This is a genomic window from Fuscovulum ytuae, from assembly GCF_029953595.1.
In the GTDB taxonomy this organism is placed as follows: domain Bacteria; phylum Pseudomonadota; class Alphaproteobacteria; order Rhodobacterales; family Rhodobacteraceae; genus Paragemmobacter; species Paragemmobacter ytuae.
Map to the genome: position 1 here is coordinate 85,123 of NZ_CP124536.1, position 17,201 is coordinate 102,323.

Sequence of the window (17,201 nt, forward strand, 5' to 3'; positions counted from 1 at the left end):
GCTCAGTCTGCACAAGGCGCGTCGGGGGCGTTCATCGTGGAGACGACGACCGTCGTGCCGGCGCTTTGCTCGCGCGCCGAGAAGTACTTGCCCTCGGCCCGGAACTGGCCGTGGCAGGGGGAGACGGCACCGGTTTCGACGCCAGCGCAGGCAGAGAGGAGGGTGATCCCGAGAAGGGAAAGGGGGATCAGGCAGTTGCGTCTGGTCACGTCATGTCCTTCCAGAAGTCGGTGGTGTCGCGCCAGCCAAAGGGCGCGCGGTCTTCGCCGGATCGGCCGCCGCCAAGAACGGTGAGCGCCGGCCCAAGGGCCGCGAGATCCATGTTCACGAAGACCGAGTCACCGGCCGAGCGCAGGAGGGCGAGGCGCAGGCCGCCCGTTGGCGTGCAGAGGAACTCGGCCTCTTTCTCGTTCAGCCGCAGGATCCGGTAATCCTCAGGGTTGGCCCGCGGGTTCGGGTAGAGCAGTTGCGTCACCACGCTTTCCGCGATGATCTGGCCGACCTTTACCCGGGTCAGGTGCGTCGGCGTCTGGGTCAGCATCATCACCACGGCGTTCTTCTTCCGCATAGTGACAAGCCAGTCATGCAGGCGCTTTTCGAAGATCGGATCGTCGAGCATCTTCCAGGCTTCATCGATGACGATGAGCGTGGGCCGACGATCCTCGATCACCCGCTCGATGCGACGGAAGAGATAGGCCAGCAGCGCCGAGCGTTCGGTCCCGAGATCGAGGATCTCCGACATGTCGATGCCGACCACATCCTCGGAAAGGCTGATCAGGGATGTGGCCCCGGGCCCAAAGAGCCAGCCATGTCGGCCTCCCTGCCCCCATTCCCGGACCCGGCCCACCAGATCGCCCTCGTCGTCGGTCGAGGCGACGAGAGTTGCGAGGCCATCAAACGTCCGAAGCCGGGGATCGGCCGAAACGATCTGACGGACAGCGGCGTTGAGGCTGACAGTTTGGGCGGTCTCGAAGGGCCGTGAACCTGCGAGGATGTCACCGAGCCAGTCGGTAAGCCAGGCCGCCCCGCGCTCATCGACCTCGGTCTGGAACGGATTGAGGCCCGTCGCCTCGCCGATCCGGATCGCAGAATAGCTGCCGCCCAGGGCCCGCACGGCCATCTCGAGGCCCCGGTCCTTGTCAATGACGAGGACGCGGGCATGAACCCGCCGCGCCTGCGCCATCAGGAAAGCCGTGCCAAGGGTCTTGCCCGACCCCGTGCGGCCCAACACCAGCGTGTGGCCGGCGCTAGGCTCGGCGCCCCGCTCGCCCTTGTCGTGGAAATTGAAGCGGTAGAGGCTCGAGGTAACCGTTGGAAGCGCCGTGATCGTCTCGCCCCAGGGCGACTGGACTTTCGGGCGGCCTTCGGTCACCCGATGCAGCGCCGCGAGATGCGCGAAGTTCTGGGCCGACAGAAGCGCGGTCCGTGGACGGTAGGCCCAGTTGCCCGGGGCTTGTGCAAACCAGGCCGCGCGCGCAGCGAAACTCTCGCGCACCAAAGTCGCCCCGCAATCCTGTCCTGCGCGCCAGACCTCGGAGGCGGCCTCCTCCAACTGTTCCGGCGTCTCGGCCGTGACCATGACCGTCAGGTGATGTTTGCCGAAGACCTGACGGCCCGAGGCGACATTGTCCGCCGCCTCGTACAGTTCCTGGCGCAGGGTTTCGGCGGCATCCTCGGAAGCGCGCATCTGGCGTGCCGTGCGCTTGATGCGCTCTTCGATCTCGTTGTTACGGGCGGGCGTGAAGCTATTGGTGATGACGATGTCGTAGGGCAGTTCCAGCGCGTCGAGCATCCGCGCCCAGGTGCGGGCTGGATAGGATTTCACGCCGAAGATCGTCCCGAAGCGCAGCCCGGCGCCAGTTTCGATTTCCACCCGCTTTCCGGCAAAGGTCATCTGCGACGAAGCGATGGCCTCGCTGAGAAACTGGCCGCGCATCGGCAAGACCTTGGCCATCGGCTGCCCGAGAAGGACACCCAATAACCCAAGCCATTCCCCGGAAGAGATGCTCAGGCGCCGGAAGCCCAGACCTTGGCAGGCCCCGGCCAAAAGCCCCATCGCTTCGTTCAGGCGTTCGATCCTCTGGCCAAGATCGCCGGTGAACGCCGCCTTGAAGAGTGCACCGATCAGAGGGGCACGTTTCAGCGCAGTGGGGCGCAGGATGAGCGACACCATCAGCACTCGCCGCTTCAGGGTGCGGGCGCGAAGATGTCCCTGCCAGCGGGCATCGACCATGGCCGCGAATTCGGCCCCGGTGCCTTCACCATCGAAGGGCTTCAGCTGGGGTGCGTCCGGCAGGGTCAGCTTGGAGACATGGAACCCGAAGCCTTCGCCCAACTGGCCGATCAGCCGCGCAAGCGAAGTGGTCGCGAGTGAGAGGTCCCCTTCTTCCGTCGTGAGACTGTCCTGCCCCTCGACCACGGCAGAGGCGATCAGGTCTCCCTGCCGGGTCAGGATCAGATTGTCCGCAGGTGCGGAGAGCCAGGGCAAGTGCCTAGCGAGGCTCTCGGCTGCGAGATCCTCAGGCCGCAAGACAGATCGAAGTGCCGGTGTTGCCGGGAAGAGGGATTTGAGGTCAGCTGACATGGCGATCTCCGCCAGAGGCTGACTTGCCCCGTGTGCGCGGCGTCCGGGAAAAGACCACGGCAGCTGTCTCGAAGAGGTTCGGGTTGCGATCCGCGACGAACCAAAGGACCGGATAGCCGATGACGCCGATCAGCAGGAACCGCCAGTCGTTCGCCCCAACGAAGGGAATGACCGAGCCCAACATCAGGCTCACGAAGTAGCCGATGGGCAGGCCGAAGATCTTCGGCGGCCGGGTGAGGCCGAGAAACAGGGGCGCGTCATGCATGGGAAAGTGTCCGGATCAGGCCGCAGGGCAAAAGGTGTGAATGATCCGTTTGCCCTGCTGGCATCAGCCTCAGGGGGCTGCGAAGCCGTCGATGATCGTCGCGGCCGAGAAGACCAGGACCACGCCGAAGAAGATGGCGAGGAACAGAGGCCAGTTCAGGCGGCCAGTGAACATCATGTATCCCGCGGCCACGACAGCAAGGATGGCGATCAGCCGGCCGATCGGGCCGGTCAGCGCATCGACCACGGTCTGAAGCATGTTCTCCAAGGGGTCGAGATTCTGTGCGAGGGCGGGCTCAGCGAGGATCGCCGCGAAGGGCAGCGCCAGCAAAAGGGTGTGCAAAGCCAGGCGCGGCAATCGCGCACTGAGGAGATTGCGGAACATGGGAGTTACTCCGAACTGAGGGTTGCGTTGGTCAGCCGCAGAACCTTGGCCACATGGCCCTCGGTTTCGGCATAAGGGGGAATGCCGCCGTAATCGCGGACCGCTTGGGGTCCGGCGTTGTAGGCAGCGAGTGCAAGATCGGCAGCGCCGAAGTCCTCGAGTTGGGCGAGGAGATAGCGGGCCGAGCCGTGCAGATTGTCTTCCGGATTATGGGGATCGACACCGAGGAGATCGGCGGTTCCGGGCATCAGCTGACCCAAGCCGATGGCACCGACCGATGAGCGCGCATCCGGATTGAAGGCGGATTCCACGGCGATGTTGGCCCGGAAGAGCGCCAGCCATTCCGTACCGGAAAGTCCCGCCGCTTTCAGCGCCGGATGGCGGAGGTAGTCGTCACCAACGTCGAGTACGAGGTCCTCGATCTCGGCCGTGCCACGCGGACCCCTCCCTTTCTGGGTTGTGCCATAGGACGCAAGCACAACGAGACCTTCGTTATCTGCATCAGTCTCAACATCATCTGTGAACTTAGCGCCGTTCAGATCGCGGCGTTTGGGAAGCGCTTTGCCAAAATCGAGAAGGCTGGCCCGAACGCGCAGGTCCTCTGATCCTGCCCCTAGGTCAATGACCTCGGCGACTGCGCCTTGTGCGGCAAAAAGCCAGAGCGCCAGCCCGCCGCAGAGGGTCAGATCACGAGTTAGGGTCCGCCTCCGTGTCATGGGTCCAGGTCGCCTTCTCGCCCTTCTTCAAAGGAACGGGGACCGTGGTCAGACCCAACTCGACCGCGAAAGAGATCAGACCGGTGACGGTCTTGAACTCCCGGGGTTCGAGCCCGCGCGAGATCACCAGAAGGGCTGTCTGGTCGCCAAGGCGCAACTGGATGCGCCAGGTGCCTTGCCAGACATTGAGAACCTTCTTTGCGTCCTCGACACAGAGGGCTTCGACGATGCCGCCTTCGGTCAGGGCCTCCTTAAGTCCGGCCTGCAAGATCACCGGGGTCAAGTTCCTCATGGGTTGGCACCTTCCGAAGCAACACGCTCTCGGCAGAACATAGTGCATGTTGCGCTGATGAGAAACATGTCGTCGCACAACATGGCGCTCACCTATCGATAGAATCCTGTTGCGTCAATAGCGGTGTTTTGCAATTCATGCACATGTTTTGAAACCCCGGACTGTGCATGCCCCTTCCCCGCTACAGACGCGCTTGCCTCGTCGCCGCCGCCCTGTTCGTGATGCCTGTCTGCGGTGTCGCTCAGGGTGCGACGGCGTTGGACTGCCTGCCACCGGTCCCGCCTGCACCGGTGAACGATGCTGCCATGCGTGCGGAATATCGCAAGGAGATCGGGCAGGAGTTTTCGGCCTATTTCGATGAGGCACAGGCCTATCTGCGCTGTCTCGATGCTGCGCGCGCCGAGGTGTCCGAAGAGATCAACCGCGCGATCCACGACTACCAGGCTCTTGGCGCCGAGCCTGACGGTTGATCGTGCCAGTTACTGTCTTCCTGCCCCATCCCCTCCCGGCATCTTCACAAGGAAACTCCCATGACAAGACTACGAGCTGCGGCCTCCCTCGCAGCCACCGCCCTGTCCCTTTCTCTTGCTGCTCCGGCAAAAGCCTACCCCGTCGACTGCGCGATCCTTCTTTGCCTCGCAGGCGGCTGGCCAGCCTCGGCAGAATGCGCCCATGCCCGTACCGTCTTCATTGCCCGGATCACCCCATGGCCAGTCGAGCCGCCGCTGCAGATCTGGAACTGTCCGATGCGGGCGAATTTCCGTGGCGAGGCGAAACCGATCGAGCGCCTGTTCGACATCGCGGTTCGCGGTGAACCGGTGCCGCTCGTCTCGATCTCGGAAACGCCGCTGACGCTTCAGCTTGTCCAGGATCGGGCGGATGTCGATATCTCCGATCCGGCGTTCGATTTCGTCCGCTCGATCCGCGTGTTCGAAATCACCTACCAGCAGCGGCGCAGCTCTGATGGCGACTGCAACAGCTGGGGCGCGGTGTACATGGGCACCTATGGACCTCAAGGCGACTACCGCCGTCGTCGGAGCAGTGTCTCTGCAGTTCCCACCGCCTCAGACCTCGCCGTGCCGGCGGACTGTCGCAGCTATTGGCACCGGTCAGTCTTCGTCGAGTGGCGGGACTATGAAGGCAGCTACGGACACGAAGAGGTTCACTACTGACAACCTGAACGACCGCCCTCTCCCGAAACGACCAGAAGACGCAAACCCTAGAAACAGAAACGACGCCAGACCATAGGCCCGACGCCGCACTGATTTCCTCGTGGTAGTGGGAATCTAGCGTGAGCTTTGGGACCGTTCAACCGGCAAATGCCTTTGCTGGAACGAAATTTTGCACGCCTCGCGGTTTGGTGTCGCCCCTTGAAGGAACGACACGACATGGAACTCACGACCGGTGCCATCCTGCGCCGCATCACCGAAACTCCGCTCTCCACGGCGGCGCACAAGCTCGCGACGATCATCCTCGACGGGATTGCTTGGAAAGATGGATACAACGGATTGGAACGCGGGACGGCCGCCTTCACGCTGGCGCACCTCGCCGGGAAGATGGGCGTGTCGCGGCAGCATCTGACGGCGCTGCTGGTCGAACTTGCTGCGTCCGGATTGGCGTTGGTCCGGTGGAAGCCAAATGGCAAATACGCACCTTGGCTGTTCCGGTTCGGGGGGCGAGAGGCTGCCGTTGCGCCGCCAGATGTCGTGTCATCCCCATGCGACACATCACTATCTAGAGAGTCTAAGAACAAAACTATCTTTGCAGGGAGGATCGAGATTGGTGCCGGAACCAACGTCTATCGGACACCCTGGGCGGATCTGATCAAGGCCGCGAAAACGTCGCTCGCCTGCTGGAACGTCGATACGCAGGTCATCTGGGAGCGCTTCCTTGCGTTCAACAGGGCGCGAGGAAATGCAGCGGTGCCGGCGGGGTTTCTCCTGGGCTTCATGCGGCGGTGGCGGACTTCGCCGGGTGCTGCTTTGAAACCAAATTTGCTTGTGGTACCGAAGCGGTCATCGACGCCGGAAGAACTGGAACTGCATCGACTTATTGCCGCTGCACCCAGCAAGAACTGGCAATTCCATGCCGGAGATCTTAGAAAGAGAATTGGCCAAGTTGCGTACGACTCTCGTGTCATGAACGTCGCCAAGAAATTCGGCTGTCCTCGATTTGCAGCGATCCTGGCTGTACACGGGCTGGCCGTACTGGCCGACGAGATTGCGAAATGAAACTTTTCTGTGCCTTCATTTCCCATCGATAGGAATTGGGCTCCAGCACTGTGTACCGCTGAAATCGCTTGTTTGTGTGCGGTAAGGAAATGAGCTGTGTCGATACCTTGGGACAGGTCCGGCTGTTCGCTCTGCGTTTGGCAACATCGCGGACGTGACATCTACGGCGGCTCATGCCGTGGTTAGGTTTGATCCGGTCATCTGAATGGCCCAACTCTCCAAGGCATTCGGTTCAGGCGCCAAGGGTACTGCGAGGCCACCTGCGAACTCTTCGAAAGCAGACAGGTTGAGCGAGTTGACGCCTACCAAGACTGGTATTCCGTTGGACAGCGCTTCCGCTACCACCATCCGGAATCCGCGCCCTTCGGCTTCGTGTTTGCCAAACTTGTTTATGATCAGCAGGTCTGCACCTTGCACCATACTGGCTGATACAAGGCCAACTGCTTTTTCCAAGGCCGCCGGGTCAAGCCTGCAACCGCGCGATGCACGGCCGAGGTCCTGGCTGATCCGTAGAATTGGACCATTGGGTAAGACTTGCACATCCATGTCACACGACCCTGCATCGGAGCGCCCGGAGTTTATCTGGACCGTACCGCAGCAGCGAAACCCACGCGAAGCCATCGCTCTTGAGAGATTAAAGAGGATGAGATCGGTGTCGCCGCGGCCCGGCGCCATAGTGTAAGCGAGGTTCATCTTCGGCCTTCTCAGTTTCGACAAAAGGGTTGGAATTCGACGAGGGCGCCTTCGGGCATGAAATCACAGTCGGCGGGCAAAAAGATCAACCCGTCTGCTGAGGGTAGCCCGCGGACATGGCCGGAATGGGTTTCGGCATCAAATGTCACGACCTCACGACCTTGGCCGTCAAAGCCTACGCCTGTCGCGGGTCGTAACTCGCAGCGACCGGGCTTCCTGGAAATCGCCGCTCCGGTAACGACATGGCGCCGGGTAACTCGCTCCGTTTCACCGGTCAGTCGGGCGACAATCGCCGTTCCGAAAAGCTGCCAGGTGACGAAGGCTGACAAGGGATTGCCTGGCAAACCCAGCCACCATGCGCGCCGAATACGACCGAAGGATACCGGCTTGCCCGGCTTGATCGCAACGCCACTGAAATGAATGTCCCCGCCAAGAGCTGACAGCGCAGGTTTGATGTGGTCTTCCTCACCGACCGAAATTCCGCCTGTGGTGACGACAAGATCGGCATTGGCAGCCAGTTCCGCAATCTGCAGGAACAACCCGTCTCGACTGTCAATGCCCTGTTCCACAGCGACAATATCGATCTGGGGCTGCGTCAGAACGCCGGTCAGCATGGGAGTGTTTACGTCCCAGATCTGAGCCTCGGCACGCAGAGTACCGGCCGTGCGAATTTCGTTGCCGGTCACCAGAAGCGCCACGCGCAATCGCCTGCGCACCGTTATAGAGCCCGCCCCGGCTGCAGCACAGGCGGCAATCGCGCGCGCGTCAAGCCGGCGTCCCGTCTCAAGCACCGTGACCCCTGCCTCCATTTCACTACCGGCTCGGCGGATGTTGAGCCCGGGCGTTGGTCGCGTGGCTACCCGGATCGTCTTTCCCATCCGCTTGACTTCTTCTTGCATCATGACCACGTCCGCGCCTTCGGGAACTTTTGCCCCAGTGAATATTTGCGCGGCTTGCAGGTCGGCCAGAGGCATGGCTGAGGACTGCCCCGCCTGGATACGCGCTGCAACGTCCAGTACCCACGGTCCATCACCTCGCAGCGCCGCCGAGGAAAAGGCAAATCCGTCCATTGCAGCGTTGTCGAACGGAGGAGACATGCTGCGTGAACTGACAGGGTCGGCAAGCACGCGGCCCAAAGCCTTGCCCAGACAGATGTCTTCCATTCCGTCGACGATGGTCACGCAATGCCCAATCAGGTCGAGAGCGGCATCGATCGTCATCAGCTTCTTGCTTGCATCGTGACCCTCACAGCCACAGCCGGTCCGTGTCACTGGCTGAAGGATACTCATAGTGCTGCTCCTTCCTTGAAATGTCCTGGACCCACGCTGCAGTCGAGGTCGCGCAACAGGCCGTCCTTCAAACCGTAGATCAGCCCATGCACCCGGACTTTCGCGCCGCGCGTCCAGGCTCGCTGCAGGATAGGCGTCTCGCAGACTCGGCGGACGCCTTCGACCACGTTGAACTCGGCCAACCGGTCGCGCTGCGCCTCAAGGTCAGGCTGGCGGCTCAGATCGACCGCATAGGCGCGGGAAAGGCGCCGGATCGGCTCCAGCCAGTGGTCGGCAAGACCGTGAGGAAGATCCTCGGTTGCTGCCTTGACCCCGCCGCAGCCGTAATGGCCGCAGACGATGATCTCGCGCACCTTCAACGCTTCGACCGCGAATTCCAGCGCGGACAGCATGTTCATATCAGAGGAATGAATGATGTTCGCCACGTTGCGATGGACAAAGACCTCGCCTGGGTCGAGCCCCGCCACGACGTTGGCCGGAACACGGCTGTCCGAACATCCGATCCAGAAGAATTCCGGGGCTTGCAGGGCCGCGAGACGGGTAAAATATCCAGGTTCCTGCGCCTGTCTTTTGGCCGACCAGTCGCGGTTGCGGGCAAGGATATCACTCAGCACTGGTCACCCCCTGGCTGGTGGGAAGCCCGCGCCGCAACCGCATGTGATTGGCCAGACGGCGCAAGTCGCCCCGCGTCAACCGGGCGCGGGCTATGGGCAGGAGGATAGCGTTCTCCGCCACCAGATGGCGGCGGACATGCGCGGCGAAACGCGCAAGAACCTCGCGGTCTTCGCTGGAAAGGTCGGCCCCAGCGTCGAGGCAGTTGGCGATGGCCCCACGCACTGAAGGCAGCAGGGACAGGGCCTGCTCCTGATCGTGGCGGATGCGGCCCAAGACGGAGGCGATGGAATCTTCATCGGTGCAGCGCCGCGCAAGGGTGGGGAACAGGTCTTCCACCTCATCCCGCAGATGCACGCCAAGCTCTTCGTTCAGAAAACGCAGGATGGTGACGCCTGCCGGGCGGTCGAAGGTCTCGGCGGCGACGAGGCGGTCTATCTCAGCGCAGATCTGGCGTTCGCGCAGATGGTCCTCGCTGATGAAGTCCAGCGGCCGGGCCAAAAGGCCCGGATCGGTGGGGCCTTGGCCGCTGCCACGTCGCGCTGGTTCTGACCGCTTCATGGGACGCTCCTGACCGTGGATCAGATCGGGGCCAGGCTTGCGCCGGTGATCGTAGCCTTCTGGCCAAGCCTGTTCACGAAGTCGCGCGAGGCACGGGCCCAGGCGGCCTTTTCGAGTGCCTCGGCGATCCTTGGCCGCACCGTTTCGAACGGCAGTACCTGCCCTGGGGCGAGTGCATTCAAGCGGATGATGTGCCAGCCATGCCGCGACAGGACCGGGGCCGGGGTCGTCTGGCCTTCGGACAAGCAGCGCAGAGCGGCTTCGAACTCGGGCACTGTATCGCCGGGGCCGATCTGGCCCAGATGGCCCCCTTGTGCCTTTGACCCGCAGTCGCTTTTGCGGGCGGCGTGGGCGAAGTCCTTGGGCCCCTCTCCGAGTCGGGCCAGAAGTGCCTGTGCACGCGCCTCGGCAGCGGCCGTCTCAGTCTGATCGCGGGGGTCGCATGCGCACAGGATATGCGAGACGTCCCAAAGAGGGGCCGAGCGATAACGCGAGGGGTCTCGCGCCCATTCGGCACGGATCGCGTCATCGGTCACCGGATCGGGCAAGACCGCCTCTTCCAGCAAGACGCGGATCAGGGCTTCGTCTTCCGTTTCCCACCGCCCGGGGGCAAGTGCGAGCGGTTCAGCAGCCAGCCCGCGCGCCCGGGCCTCTTGCAGCAGCAGCGCCCGGATCGCCATGGCCTGCGCCGCCTTGCGCCAGGCGATGCCCGGCTTGTCCTTCGGTGCGCTGTGGTTCTGGGCCTCGGCGGCGATTGCCGCCGAGGGGATGGTTTCGCCGTTCACCACGACATCGGGGAAAAGGGACATGTTCATCGCACTCACTCCGCCGGGGTATGGGCTTTGGGACCATCAACGCCCTGCCGCCTGTCAAAGGCGCGGCGGCGTTCTTCCAGCGGGCGGCGGCGACGGGACCGCACGATCTGATAGCCGGAGCGGGCCACAAGATAGCGGAAGGGCGCCGCGAAGCCCGACCAGATGTGCACCAGCCGCGTGAACGGAAACAGCATGGTGATGATCAGGCCGAGGAAGATGTGCAGCTTGAACAGCCAGTGCACGTCCACCACTGTGACCCAGGCGTTGATGTTCCATGTCACCACGCTTTGCGACCATTCCATGAAGCGGATCATCTCTGCCCCGTCCATGTGCTGAAGGGACTGCGTGATGGTCAGCAGGCCAATGGCAAGCTGAAGCCAGATCAGGATCATGATCAGGATGTCGAGGGTGGTTGAAGTGGCGCGGATGCGCGGATCGGTTAGTCGCCGATGGATCAGCATGGTGCCACCGATTAGCGCCGCAAGACCCGCAGGCCCGCCGATCAGAACTGCCATCCACTGCTTCAGACCATAAGGCACACCCAGGGCATCGAGCACCCAGACAGGTGTGAACAAGCCGACAAGGTGGCCGAAGAACACCGTCAGGATGCCGACATGGAACAGGATCGACCCCCAGATCAGCTGCTTGCGCCGCAAGAGTTGGCTGGACGAGGATTTCCAGGTGAAGGGATCGCGCTCATAGCGGGCGATGGAGCCCACCAGAAACACGGTCAGCGCGACATAGGGCATGACCCCGAAGATGACGAAGTTGATGTCGAAGCTCTCGAACATGTCATGCACTCCTGTGCTGCGGGGCGGGTTGGTCCATCAGGGCCAGCATGTCGCGGACCTGTGGACAGCCTGCATTGGGGTCGGGGCCGAAGGTAACTTCGGTTTCCTCCCAGACCGCATCCAGCGCCGCCAGATCGGTCGGGTCATCGTCGGGCTGGCCCAGCATTCCGGCCACGGCATCGGCATCTGCATTGCCCCCGGCCAGTGCGGAAAGGGCGGCGAACGCAGCGGCATACCCGCTCTCGCGCCGCTTGAGGCGACCCGAGAGGGCGTCGAGGATATGCGCCGCGTCCGCCAAGGTTTCCTGCGCTTCGCGTGTGGGGCGCGTCGCCAGGAATTCCAGAAGCACCGGAAGGTGGTCGGGCAGTTCGGAGGTGGCGGGTTCGAACCCGCCATCGCGGTAGGTCTCGATCAGACTGACCATCGCGCCGCCGCGCTCGCGGCTTTCGCCGTGGACGTGTTCAAAAAGGTTGAGCGACAGTGTCCGCGACCGGTCGAACAGCATCACATACCGCTCTTGCAGGTCATAGAGGTCGCCTTGCGCCAGATCTGCGGTCAGCTTCCACAGCGCGGTCTGGGTAGCAGGCGCAATGCGCGGATCAGCAGCCAGGACGGCGCCGATATCGGGCATGGCCTCCTGCAGCTCAGCCGAGGGATAGCTCAGGATCAGCGACAAGGATTTGAGGGTGCGGTCCATCAGAACGACTCCAGCGGAAGGGCGAAGGACTTTTTCTTGCCGCCGAACAGGCTGGTCTTGCCGCTCTCGCCGTCAGAACAGCCGTTGCCGTCGGTGAAGCCGCAGCCGCCACGAATGTCTGCGCCGGCCTCGTTCTGTTCGCGGTGCGCGGTGGGGATTGCGAAACGGTCCTCGTAATCCGCAATCGCCATGATCTTGTACATGTCCTCGATCATCCGGCCCGACATTCCCACGCGGGCGGCGATGCCCTCGTCGCGCACGCCATCCACCGTCAGTGCGCGCATGTAGAGGCGCATCGCCGACATGCGTTCCAGCGCCGAAACGATCGGTTCCTCATCCCCCGCCGTCAGCATGTTGGCGAGGTATTTCACCGGAATGCGCAGGGACCGCACGTCGGGCATCTGGTCGCTCATCGCGATCTGCCCCGCCTGTGCGGCGTTCTGGATCGGTGACAGCGGCGGGATGTACCAGACCATCGGCAGGGTCCGGTATTCCGGGTGCAGCGGGAAGGCCACCTTCCAGTCCATCGCCATCTTCCAGACCGGGCTGATCTTGGCGGCCTCGATCCAATCCTCCGGCACGCCATCGCGGCGGGCGGCGGCGATCACCTCGGGGTCGTTCGGGTCGAGGAACACGTCCAGCTGCGCGCCGTAAAGGTCGGTCTCGCGCTCGGCGCTCGCGGCCGCCTCGATCTTGTCGGCGTCATAGAGGATGACGCCCAGATAGCGGATGCGCCCCACGCAGGTTTCCGAACAGACCGTCGGCTGGCCGCTTTCGATACGCGGATAACAGAAGGTGCATTTCTCGGACTTGCCGGTGTCCCAGTTGTAATAGACCTTCTTGTAGGGGCAGCCAGAGATGCACATCCGCCAGCCCCGGCATTTCTCCTGGTCGATCAGGACGATGCCATCCTCCTCGCGCTTGTAGATCGCGCCCGAGGGGCAGGAGGCCGAGCAGGTCGGGTTGAGGCAGTGTTCGCACAGCCTCGGCAGATACATCATGAAGGTGTTTTCATATTCGCCGTAGATGTCCTTCTGCACCTTGTCGAAGTTGTAATCCGCCGACCGCTTCGAGAACTCGCCGCCGAGGATTTCTTCCCAGTTCGGCCCCTTCTCGATCTTCTCCATCCGTTCGCCGGTGATCTTTGACCGGGGGCGCGCGGTGGGGAAGGCCTGCATGTCGGGGGCGGATTTCAGGTGGTCATAGTCGAAATCGAACGGCTCGTAGTAGTCGTCGATTTCCGGCATCGAGGGGTTCGCGAAGATATTCGCCAGAATCCGCCATTTGGCCCCCTGCTTCGGCTGAAGCTTGCCCGAGGCGCTGCGGACCCATCCGCCATTCCAGCGCTTCTGGTTCTCCCAGTCGGTGGGATAGCCGGTGCCGGGCTTGGTTTCGACGTTGTTGAACCAGGCGTATTCAACGCCTTCCCGCGTCGTCCAGACGTTCTTGCAGGTGACCGAGCAGGTATGACAGCCGATGCATTTGTCCAGATTCAGGACCTTGCCGATTTGCGCACGAACTTTCATTCCGCTGCCTCCAGACCTTTGGTTGCGGGACGGTCGAGCCAATCGACCTTCTTCATCTTGCGGACGATCACGAATTCGTCTCGGTTACTGCCCACGGTGCCGTAGTAGTTGAACCCGTAGGAAAGTTGCGCGTAGCCGCCGATCATGTGGGTAGGCTTCAGCGTGGCGCGGGTGACCGAATTGTGGATGCCGCCCCGGTTGCCGGTCTTTTCCGACCCGGGCGTGTTCACGATCTTTTCCTGCGCGTGATACATGAACAGCGTGCCCTGCTTGATCCGCTGGGACACCACCACCCGCGCGGTCAGTGCACCGTTCACGTTGTAGGCCTCGACCCAGTCGTTATCGACAAGGCCTGCCTTCTTCGCGTCCACCTCGGACATCCAGACGACAGGCCCGCCGCGGTTCAGCGTAAGCATCAGGAGGTTGTCGGTGTAGGTGGAATGGATGCCCCATTTCTGGTGCGGCGTGATGAAGTTCAGCACGACATGCGGGTTGCCCTCGGCCGCGTCGTTGTTGACGGCCTTGGTAATGGTCTTCAGGTCCACCGGCGGGCGATAGCTGACGAAACCTTCACCGAAGGCCCGCATCCAGAGGTGATCCTGATAGAGCTGCTGCCGTCCCGTCAGCGTCCGCCACGGGATCAGCTCGTGGACGTTGGTGTAGCCCGCATTGTAGCAGACCGTTTCCGACTCAATCCCGGACCAGGTGGGCGAAGAGATGATCTTGCGCGGTTGCGCCGCGATGTCGCGGAAGCGGATCTTGGTGTGATGCGCGCCCTCGGCGAGATGGGTGTGGTGCTGGCCTGTAGGCTTCTCCAGTTCCTCCCAGGCCTTGACCGCGACCTCACCATTGGTCTCAGGCGCCAGCATCAGGATCATTTCTGCCGCGTCGATGGCGGTGTTCAGTCTGGCAAGGCCCTTAGACACGCCCTCGTCCTGCACTACCCCGTTCAGGTCGCGCAGATGCCCGACCTCGACCTTGGTATCCCAGTTGATCCCCTTGCCACCGTTGCCGAGCTTTTCCAGCAGTGGACCGACCGAGGTGAACTTCTTGTAGAGGTTGGGATAGTCCCGCTCGACCGCGATGTAGTTCGGCGCGGTCTTGCCGGGGATCAGGTCGCATTCGCCCTTTTTCCAGTCCTTCACATGCGCCTGAGCCAGTTCGGCGGCGGTGTCGTGGAGGAGCGGCAGCTGAACGATGTCGGTTTCGACCCCCAACACTTCAGGGGCCACTTCGCTGAACTTCTTCGCGATGGATTTGAAGATTTCCCAGTCCGACTTCGATTCATAGGCCGGGTCCACCGCCGCCTGCAGCGGATGGATGAAGGGGTGCATGTCGGACGTGTTCAGGTCGTCCTTTTCATACCAGGACGCGGTGGGCAGCACGATGTCGGAATAGACCGCCGTCGTCGACATGCGGAAGTCGATGCAGACCAGCAGGTCCAGCTTGCCCTTCGGTGCCTCGTCATGCCAGACGGCCTCCACGGGCTTGGCATGGCCTTCCTCGCCCAGATCCTTGCCCATGACGCCGTGGTCGGTTCCCAGAAGGTGCTTGAGGAAATACTCATGCCCCTTGCCCGAAGACCCAAGCAGGTTGGACCGCCAGACAAACAGGTTGCGCGGCCAGTTTTCCGGCGCATCCGGGTCCTGGCAGGACATTTCCAGATTGCCGGATTTCAGTTCAGCGGCAACGAACTCCTTGATGTCCTTGCCCGCTGCCTTGGCGGCCTTCGACACCTCCAGCGGGTTGGTCTTCAGCTGCGGGGCCGATGGCAGCCAGCCCATCCGTTCCGCCCGGATGTTGTAGTCAATGAGGCTGATGTCCCAGTCGCCCTTGGGCGCCGTGGGCGACAGGATTTCACCCGCGCGCAACGTCTCATACCGCCACTGGTCGGTATGGGCGTACCAGGCGCTGGTCGAGTTCATGTGCCGCGGCGGGCGGTTCCAGTCCAGCGCGAAGGCGAGGGGTGCCCAACCGGTCTGCGGCCGCAGTTTTTCCTGCCCCACATAGTGCGACCAGCCGCCGCCTTCCTGGCCGATGCAACCGCACATCACCAGCATGTTGATAATGCCGCGGTAGTTCATGTCCATGTGGTACCAGTGGTTCAGACCGGCCCCGAGGATGACCATGGACTTGCCCCGGGTCTTTTCTGCGTTGCCCGCGAATTCACGGGCCACCGCGATGATCTTTTCGCGCGCGACACCCGTGATCTTCTCCGCCCATGCCGGGGTGTAGGGTGTATCGTCGTCAAAGTTTTTCGACACCCACTCACCACCCAAGCCCCGGTCCAGCCCGTAGTTGGCGCAGAAAAGGTCAAAGACTGTGGCAACCAGCGCCTCACGCCCATCGGCCAATTTCACTTTCCGTGCGGGGATATTCCGGGCCAGCACCTCCGGCGCGTCGCATTTGACGAAGTCGCCCGTCGCGGCACCGCCGAAATAGGGAAAGTCCACACCGACGATGCTGTCGTGGTGTTCATCAAGGATCTGGCTCAGGCGCAACCGCGTCTCGGCATTGCCAGCTTCTTCGACCAGATTCCACTTGCCCTCCTCACCCCAGCGGAAGCCGATGGAGCCGTTGGGGGCAACGAAGCGACCCGTCGCCTCATCGAAGGCGACGGTCTTCCAGTCGGGGTTGTTCGCCTCGCCCAGCTTGTCGTCGAAATCCTCGGCCCGCAGCATCCGTCCTGGAACAAGGCGGCCGTCCTGTTCGTCCAGCACCACCAGCATCGGCATGTCGGTGTATTTGCGGGCGTAATCCTCGAAATACTCGGCCTGCCGGTCGAGGTGGAATTCACGCAGGATCACATGGCCCATGGCCATCGCCAGCGCCGCATCGGTGCCCGCCTGCGGGTTCAGCCAGATGTCGCCGAACTTCGCGGCTTCGGAATAGTCGGGGCTGACCACGGCGGACTTGGTGCCGCGATAGCGGACCTCGGTATAGAAGTGCGCGTCGGGCGTGCGCGTCTGCGGCACGTTCGACCCCCAAAGCATCAGGAAGCCCGCGTTGTACCAGTCGGCCGATTCCGGCACGTCGGTCTGTTCGCCCCAGGTTTGCGGCGAGGCGGGCGGCAGGTCGCAGTACCAGTCGTAGAACGACATGCAGGTGCCGCCCAGAAGCGACAGGTAGCGTGACCCCGCCGCATAGCTGACCATCGACATCGCGGGGATGGGCGAAAAGCCGAACACCCGGTCCGGTCCCCAGACCTTGGCGGTATGGGCGTTGGCGGCGGCGACGATCTCGGTCGCCTCGTCCCAGGTGGCGCGGACGAAACCGCCCTTGCCGCGCGTCTTGGTATAGCTGGCGCGCAAGGCGGGATCGGCCTGGATCGCGGCCCAGGCGGCCACAGGCGTCATCGTCGCCCGCAGCTTGCGCCATGCGCGCATCAGGCTGCCGCGGATCAGCGGGTTCTTCACACGGTTCGCGGAATACAGATACCAGCTGTAGGACGCCCCCCGCGCACAGCCGCGCGGTTCGTGGTTGGGCAGGCCCGCCCGGGTGCGCGGATAGTCGGTCTGCTGCGTCTCCCAGGTCACGATGCCGGACTTGACGTAGATCTTCCACGAACAGGATCCGGTGCAGTTCACCCCGTGGGTTGACCGCACGATCTTGTCGTGCCGCCAGCGGTTCCGATAGGTGTCCTCCCACCCCCGATCCTCGCGCGTGGTTTCACCCCAGCCGTCCGAGAAGGTTTCCAGCGTCTTCTTCTGGAGGAAGTTCAGTCTGTCGAGCAGGTGGCTCATCT

Annotated in this window: 18 protein-coding genes; 3 read left to right on the forward strand and 15 right to left on the reverse strand. The window is 62.7% G+C overall.

Going from position 1 to position 17,201, the window contains the following annotated elements; all coding sequences use genetic code 11:
* Positions 1 to 2 precede the first annotated feature (2 nt).
* The 6 genes from QF092_RS19055 to QF092_RS19080 all read right to left on the reverse strand — a co-directional run bounded on the left by QF092_RS19055 (position 3) and on the right by QF092_RS19080 (position 4,241).
* Positions 3 to 209 carry a hypothetical protein gene (locus QF092_RS19055; RefSeq protein WP_281470193.1) on the reverse strand — a complete coding sequence of 69 codons (207 nt, stop codon included), beginning with the start codon at positions 207 to 209 and terminating at the stop codon, positions 3 to 5.
* Complete coding sequence (locus tag QF092_RS19060) at positions 206 to 2,584, reverse strand: VirB4 family type IV secretion/conjugal transfer ATPase (RefSeq protein WP_281470195.1); 2,379 nt, start codon at positions 2,582 to 2,584, stop codon at positions 206 to 208. Before QF092_RS19060 ends, QF092_RS19055 begins: the two co-directional genes overlap by 4 nt.
* Entirely contained in the window at positions 2,574 to 2,849 is a 276-nt protein-coding gene (locus QF092_RS19065) for a VirB3 family type IV secretion system protein (protein ID WP_281470197.1), read from the reverse strand. Before QF092_RS19065 ends, QF092_RS19060 begins: the two co-directional genes overlap by 11 nt.
* A 69-nt stretch (positions 2,850 to 2,918) precedes the next feature.
* Entirely contained in the window at positions 2,919 to 3,233 is a 315-nt protein-coding gene (locus QF092_RS19070) for a TrbC/VirB2 family protein (protein WP_281470200.1), read from the reverse strand.
* A 5-nt stretch (positions 3,234 to 3,238) separates the two neighbouring features.
* The gene (locus QF092_RS19075) at positions 3,239 to 3,949 is read right to left on the reverse strand and encodes a lytic transglycosylase domain-containing protein (RefSeq protein ID WP_281470201.1); all 711 of its coding nucleotides are present in this window, start codon (positions 3,947 to 3,949) and stop codon (positions 3,239 to 3,241) included.
* Positions 3,921 to 4,241, reverse strand: coding sequence for a hypothetical protein (locus QF092_RS19080; protein WP_168776665.1), 321 nt, complete (start codon positions 4,239 to 4,241; stop codon positions 3,921 to 3,923). Before QF092_RS19080 ends, QF092_RS19075 begins: the two co-directional genes overlap by 29 nt.
* A 167-nt stretch (positions 4,242 to 4,408) precedes the next feature.
* Between QF092_RS19080 and QF092_RS19085 the strand changes: the two genes are divergently transcribed.
* The 3 genes from QF092_RS19085 to QF092_RS19095 all read left to right on the forward strand — a co-directional run bounded on the left by QF092_RS19085 (position 4,409) and on the right by QF092_RS19095 (position 6,472).
* The gene (locus tag QF092_RS19085) at positions 4,409 to 4,711 is read left to right on the forward strand and encodes a hypothetical protein (RefSeq protein ID WP_281470207.1); all 303 of its coding nucleotides are present in this window, start codon (positions 4,409 to 4,411) and stop codon (positions 4,709 to 4,711) included.
* Between the two features lie 60 nt (positions 4,712 to 4,771).
* The gene (locus QF092_RS19090; RefSeq protein ID WP_281470208.1) at positions 4,772 to 5,413 is read left to right on the forward strand and encodes a hypothetical protein; all 642 of its coding nucleotides are present in this window, start codon (positions 4,772 to 4,774) and stop codon (positions 5,411 to 5,413) included.
* A 216-nt stretch (positions 5,414 to 5,629) separates the two neighbouring features.
* Positions 5,630 to 6,472 carry a hypothetical protein gene (locus QF092_RS19095; protein ID WP_281470210.1) on the forward strand — a complete coding sequence of 281 codons (843 nt, stop codon included), beginning with the start codon at positions 5,630 to 5,632 and terminating at the stop codon, positions 6,470 to 6,472.
* A gap of 171 nt (positions 6,473 to 6,643) precedes the next feature.
* On the opposite strand, the gene QF092_RS19100 is transcribed toward QF092_RS19095, so the two are convergent.
* The 9 genes from QF092_RS19100 to QF092_RS19140 form a co-directional block, all read right to left on the reverse strand.
* On the reverse strand, positions 6,644 to 7,165 hold the full coding sequence (locus tag QF092_RS19100; RefSeq protein WP_281470212.1) for a DUF2478 domain-containing protein: 522 nt from the start codon (positions 7,163 to 7,165) through the stop codon (positions 6,644 to 6,646).
* Between the two features lie 11 nt (positions 7,166 to 7,176).
* Positions 7,177 to 8,385 (reverse strand): molybdopterin molybdotransferase MoeA, encoded by a 1,209-nt coding sequence (locus tag QF092_RS19105; RefSeq protein ID WP_281470214.1) that lies wholly within the window; start codon positions 8,383 to 8,385, stop codon positions 7,177 to 7,179.
* Between the two features lie 65 nt (positions 8,386 to 8,450).
* Complete coding sequence (locus tag QF092_RS19110; protein ID WP_134078534.1) at positions 8,451 to 9,068, reverse strand: carbonic anhydrase; 618 nt, start codon at positions 9,066 to 9,068, stop codon at positions 8,451 to 8,453.
* Entirely contained in the window at positions 9,058 to 9,627 is a 570-nt protein-coding gene (locus QF092_RS19115) for a hemerythrin domain-containing protein (protein WP_133618473.1), read from the reverse strand. Before QF092_RS19115 ends, QF092_RS19110 begins: the two co-directional genes overlap by 11 nt.
* 20 nt (positions 9,628 to 9,647) lie before the next feature.
* On the reverse strand, positions 9,648 to 10,442 hold the full coding sequence (locus tag QF092_RS19120) for a peptidylprolyl isomerase (RefSeq protein WP_107326210.1): 795 nt from the start codon (positions 10,440 to 10,442) through the stop codon (positions 9,648 to 9,650).
* A gap of 5 nt (positions 10,443 to 10,447) precedes the next feature.
* Positions 10,448 to 11,233 (reverse strand): respiratory nitrate reductase subunit gamma, encoded by a 786-nt coding sequence (narI, locus tag QF092_RS19125; protein WP_281470221.1) that lies wholly within the window; start codon positions 11,231 to 11,233, stop codon positions 10,448 to 10,450.
* Position 11,234: 1 nt separating this feature from the next.
* Positions 11,235 to 11,930 (reverse strand): nitrate reductase molybdenum cofactor assembly chaperone, encoded by a 696-nt coding sequence (gene narJ / locus QF092_RS19130; protein ID WP_281470222.1) that lies wholly within the window; start codon positions 11,928 to 11,930, stop codon positions 11,235 to 11,237.
* Positions 11,930 to 13,456 (reverse strand): nitrate reductase subunit beta, encoded by a 1,527-nt coding sequence (gene narH, locus QF092_RS19135; protein ID WP_281470224.1) that lies wholly within the window; start codon positions 13,454 to 13,456, stop codon positions 11,930 to 11,932. The genes narJ and narH overlap by 1 nt, the downstream gene beginning before the upstream one ends.
* Complete coding sequence (locus QF092_RS19140; RefSeq protein WP_281470226.1) at positions 13,453 to 17,199, reverse strand: nitrate reductase subunit alpha; 3,747 nt, start codon at positions 17,197 to 17,199, stop codon at positions 13,453 to 13,455. The genes narH and QF092_RS19140 overlap by 4 nt, the downstream gene beginning before the upstream one ends.
* Between the last annotated feature and the right edge of the window lie 2 nt (positions 17,200 to 17,201).